Source organism: Nostoc sp. UHCC 0251 (assembly GCF_034932245.1).
GTDB lineage: Bacteria > Cyanobacteriota > Cyanobacteriia > Cyanobacteriales > Nostocaceae > Nostoc.
On the sequence record NZ_JAYGHD010000501.1, the window covers coordinates 1 to 3,288 of the forward strand.

Consider the following 3,288-nt stretch of genomic DNA (forward strand, 5'->3'; position numbering starts at 1 on the left):
AACAAGAAAATTTGGTGGGGGTCTTAAACCCAAGTTCCATGATTGTCACGGGCTTCTTGGCAGAAAACAGTATTCCAACTGAGCCTCCTGCCTTCTGCCCTCTGCCCTCTGCCTTTCTTCGATAAAGCAAATGTTACATAAATTTAGCACTCATCCTAAGAAATGTATTTTTTTACAGAAATCCATAAATTTTTAATCCTTTTTTGGTAAATTAAAACAGTCAATTTAAAAAAGCTTATTTTATCCTCTTTTTAAACCAAACTAAATATTAAATAGGGATTATCAAAGTAAAAATATGTCTACCACCGATTTAGAAAGGCTTCTTTACACTGTCAGAACGGATTTTCAAGCTGAGGCTGCTAATATTGCTGCTTTCGCCTTTCCTCAAACGAAATTCCGATTATTGGCAAGGAGAATTGGTAGTACTCATGCAGCTTTAATTCTGCCTAAAAGTCAGTTTCAATTATTGTCCTCAGAAATCGGTAATCACAATTTGACTATAGTTTTCAAAAGTCAAAACCATGCTTTGGAGAATTTTCAAGCAAATTTTTTCCCTAAAATCACTACTTTGACTTTATTAGCCTATTACAAAGATGGCACGGCTAATCTACGTTATCAGCCAGCTAATAATTATGATTGGTTCAATGCTAGAGGATACAAAATAACTCGTCCTGATTCAATTGGAGAAAAGTTTGAGCTTTTGGCACGCAAGTTTTACCCGTTTTTTGAAGAGTTTTTTCTGGAGCAATCAAACCACTCTTAAAAAATATGTCATTGTCGCAGATGTTTTTACCCCTGAACAAGATGCCAGTACATTTAAAAGTTTATCATACGTAACAGGCTGAGGTAAAACGGTTTTTGTCAAACAGTTAAAATACTCAGAATAGTCTTACAGTTTGTCATACTGTGGCTGGACGGGGAAAATGGCTAAGAAGCATATAGAAACTAGAAGTCAGAAGTACTTCAAACTCAGCTCACAAATCGCTCAGTTGGATAATGCACAATTGCGTTCTTTGTTTGACAATAGTGAGTCGAATGAGTCAAGCACGGGTTGGGGGATGAATCACACCATTGTCCTTGGGAAATTCAAGGTCTTTGTGAAACGTGTTCCGGTTACAAACATCGAATTTAATAACCTGTTCTCCACTAGAAACCTCTATAACCTGCCGACTTACTGTAATTACGGTTTCGGTTCTACTGGTTTTGGAGTTTTCCGGGAACTAGTGACCCATATCAAGACAACCAACTGGGTATTGTCGGGGGCAATTGCCACCTTCCCACTGATGTACCATTATCGGATTATTCCTTTCTCTGGGCAGCGTGCGGATGTCGATATGGAGCATCTAAAAGGTTATGTGGAGTACTGGGGTAATAGTGCCAACGCCGGGAATTATGTGTTAGATAGAGCGAACGCCAATTATGAGTTGCTTTTGTTTCTAGAGTACATACCGCATGTTCTAGAAACATGGCTGCTCTTAAACCCCAACAAACTTCAGAAACCCCTGGATGATTTACGCACGACGATTAACTTTTTGAGAACAAAGGGAATTATCCACTTCGATGCTCATTTTCGCAACATCCTCACCGACGGTAAGCGGATATATTTGACCGATTTTGGTTTGGTAATGGACAAGAGTTTTACGTTGACTAAAGATGAAGAGTTTTTCTTTGAGCAGAACATATTTTACGACTATGGAGAAGTCCTGCGGAATCTTGGTCATCTTATTCGATCGCCGTATGATTTATGTTCCGAGAACGATAAACGTAGGATTATGGAAAAATATGGCATAAAAGAAGGCTTAAAACCTTATGAACTGCGGTCTATATTACTCGACAACATCGAGCAGATACATGCTGATGGGGTGATGAAGTTAGATGAGTTCTATGTTGCCAGCATCCTCAAGTACCGCAGTATCATTGCGCTGATGCAAGACTTCTTTTCCCATATGTGGGAAAATAACAACAAGGACACAAAACTTCGTCACGCAGAACTACGGCTACTGCTTAAAGAGACAGGCTTTCTTCGTGGTGTTGAAACCCACGCCAGATAGTTGCCATCACCGGATAAGAAATAGATGTATTTTGAGTATTTGGTTAACTAGCAAAACTGCGATTCTTGGAAATAGTGGAAATCCTGGATCTGGCTGCATTATCTATCGCTGATGTTTTTAAAGTATAAGAATAGACCTCTTGCAAAAGTGCTTTTTGCAAGAGGGGGAAAAGGGTAAAGGTTAAAGGGGAAGGGGACAATACAGAACCTTTTCCCCTTCCCCCTTTCCCTTTTCCCGACTTATGCAAGAAGTCTAATGTTCGTGCTATTTGAGCAATGTTGTATGGACGAGAATGAAAAACGAATCCTGGACTCATGGCAGATGAATGCTTGGTTATGGACACAAGCAATTCGTGAGCAGCAAATTGAAAGTCGTGCGATCGCTACAGATGCTGCTATAGTCAAAGCAATAAGCCAACTTAATCCAAGAACATTCTTAGATATTGGATGCGGTGAGGGATGGTTGTCTCGCCAGCTTTTTTCTTTAGGAATTGATGGCTGGGGTGTTGATTTTTGTGTCGATCTCATTCAGGCAGCAAGGCATAGTGGTGATTCTCGCTTTGTTGTCTGTTCGTACTCGGATCTTGCATTACAAAGATTTAGCAGCATTAACTATTTCTCTTGCTTTATCTGCAACTTTTCAATTCTAGGTGAATGCGCTCTTGATGAGATCGCCAAGGCAGGTCATAGCCTGTTAGAGGACAAAGGCAAAATAATCATTCAAACACTTCATCCAATAATTGCTTGCGGTGACTCTACATACTCCAATGGGTGGCGCGAAACTTCATGGCAAACAGTTTCGGATAAGGCATTTTATCCTACTCCTTGGTATTTCAGAACCCTCGAATCATGGATCAACGATTTCCATGCTTGGAATTACCGATTGCTAAATTTATATGAGCCGTGTGACCCCAAGACAAACAAACCGATTTCAATTATTTTTGTATTTGAGCGCGAATAAAATATTACAGCAGTTTTCTTTTGCATGAGGTACAAAGTCAGTGGTTTTGAGGCAGAAGGCAGGAGGCAGGAGGCAGAAGGCAATAGTCAAGAAGAAGGGTGTTGGGGGTAGGGTGTAGGGCGTAGGGAAGACGGCGTTGGTCGGGGCTTGAAACCCCCACCAACGCAATCGCCACTGAATTGACGGGGCTTGCAACTCATTTGGGTTGTTGGGGCTGTCTCTTTCCCCTAGTTAGAGTCGATGTCCGTATTGCTACGGCGCACCTCTCCTTCAGAAC

The 3,288-nt window shown here is 40.9% G+C and carries 3 protein-coding genes; all 3 read left to right on the top strand.

From position 1 onward, the window contains the following. Positions 1 to 295: 295 nt before the first annotated feature. The 3 genes from VB740_RS36275 to VB740_RS36285 all read left to right on the top strand — a co-directional run bounded on the left by VB740_RS36275 (position 296) and on the right by VB740_RS36285 (position 3,011). Positions 296 to 763: a hypothetical protein gene (locus tag VB740_RS36275; RefSeq protein ID WP_323204637.1), complete on the top strand. Its 468-nt coding sequence runs from the start codon at positions 296 to 298 to the stop codon at positions 761 to 763. Between the two features lie 160 nt (positions 764 to 923). Next, positions 924 to 2,051: a hypothetical protein gene (locus VB740_RS36280; protein ID WP_323204638.1), complete on the top strand. Its 1,128-nt coding sequence runs from the start codon at positions 924 to 926 to the stop codon at positions 2,049 to 2,051. Between the two features lie 282 nt (positions 2,052 to 2,333). Further along, on the top strand, positions 2,334 to 3,011 hold the full coding sequence (locus VB740_RS36285; RefSeq protein WP_323204639.1) for a class I SAM-dependent methyltransferase: 678 nt from the start codon (positions 2,334 to 2,336) through the stop codon (positions 3,009 to 3,011). The last annotated feature ends 277 nt before the right edge of the window (positions 3,012 to 3,288 follow it).

Bases quoted from the DNA above. Each gene is read 5' to 3' on its own strand.
- VB740_RS36275 (WP_323204637.1), top strand. From the start codon at position 296: ATGTCTACCACCGATTTAGAAAGGCTTCTTTACACTGTCAGAACGGAT.
- VB740_RS36280 (WP_323204638.1), top strand. From the start codon at position 924: ATGGCTAAGAAGCATATAGAAACTAGAAGTCAGAAGTACTTCAAACTC.
- VB740_RS36285 (WP_323204639.1), top strand. From the start codon at position 2,334: ATGGACGAGAATGAAAAACGAATCCTGGACTCATGGCAGATGAATGCT.